This is a genomic window from Pseudomonadota bacterium (assembly GCA_010028905.1).
Lineage (GTDB): Bacteria > Vulcanimicrobiota > Xenobia > RGZZ01 > RGZZ01 > RGZZ01.
Genome location: RGZZ01000914.1, coordinates 1 through 1,080, shown reverse-complemented (window position 1 = coordinate 1,080; position 1,080 = coordinate 1). Strand labels below are relative to the sequence as shown.

2 protein-coding genes are annotated in these 1,080 nt (G+C 63.8%); one reads left to right on the top strand and one right to left on the bottom strand.

Features of this window, described 5'->3' with window-relative positions; genetic code table 11:
• Nucleotides 1-57: 57 nt before the first annotated feature.
• Nucleotides 58-540, top strand: a complete 483-nt coding sequence (locus EB084_26330) for a hypothetical protein (GenBank protein NDD31780.1) — start codon at nucleotides 58-60, stop codon at nucleotides 538-540.
• Nucleotides 541-874: 334 nt separating this feature from the next.
• On the opposite strand, the gene EB084_26325 is transcribed toward EB084_26330, so the two are convergent.
• Nucleotides 875-1,080, bottom strand: a 206-nt coding sequence (locus EB084_26325) for a molecular chaperone DnaK (protein ID NDD31779.1), incomplete at its 5' end; no start/stop codon positions are given.

Sequence of the window (1,080 nt, the reverse complement as noted above, 5' to 3'; positions counted from 1 at the left end):
TCGACGGCCACGTCGCCGAACACGCGCACCGCAGAGTCCTACTTCACGACCGATGTGATGGGTGTCGACCTCGGCCACGGTGCCAAGGAGTGGTCGGGCGCGTGCGTCGCGGTCGTGGCGGGTGGCGTGCTCCGTGTCGTCGAGAACGAGCAAGGCAGTCGTACCACGCCCGGTGCGGTCGCCTTCTCCGACTCGGGCGACGTGCTCGTCGGCCAGCCCGCGAAGAACCTCCTTCACTCAAGGAACGCGAGGAGCGTGGTCGGGCATCAGCTGCTGCTCGGCATGCAGTACGACTCGCCCGAGGCGACGGCGCTCCGCACGCCCGACACGGCGCTCCGCACGCCGGGCACGCAGAGTGTGAGACTGCCGTGTCCCGTGCGAGATCCTGAGATTATGGGTGCGCGAGACCGCGCGATTCCAGTGCTTGGCAAAATTCTGCGGCAGCACGTTCACTTGGCAACATTGTCAACAAAAACAAATAATCGTTCGGCGACGGTCTGTTCGTCATGTGTGGTACGCACGCGTGACGAGGCACGCTGACCGGCTCCCTCTGTATGCTATAGAGATCGAGAACTCGTCGCGTGACGTGAGACGCGGAGCCGAACATCCTGGTCGGTCGATGCATCGCGCATTCCGCACACACCGCTCACCGGCGGCTCAGAGAGTTCAACTGACCGCGAGAGCGCATGATGGGGATAGTAATCGTATGCGCGACGAGCGAGCATGAGCATTTGATGGGAGAGAAGATACGTGCCGTATCAGACGGCCCGTTGCGGTGCGCAGGGCTGCTCCAGCCCACATCATGCGCATCTCCCTGCTCGTGCCGCGGCTGCCTGTCGCCCACGCCGCGCTGCCCGCACTGTAAAATGCATGCTCAGAGTAGGCGCACCCTCTCGGTGACGGTGAGCGCACGCGCACGGTTGCCCTGCACGTCGTGGGCGGTGACGCGCAGCATGTTTGCCGTGTCGAGGTTGAGCGTCACCTGTATCTGCGGCACGCCCTTGGGCGCGGGCTGGATGCCGTCTAGAGTGAAGTCGCCGAGCACCTTCCCGTGCGAATTCTTCTCATTCTCGGAGAGCA

Bases quoted from the DNA above. Each gene is read 5' to 3' on its own strand.
- EB084_26330 (NDD31780.1), top strand. From the start codon at position 58: ATGGGTGTCGACCTCGGCCACGGTGCCAAGGAGTGGTCGGGCGCGTGC.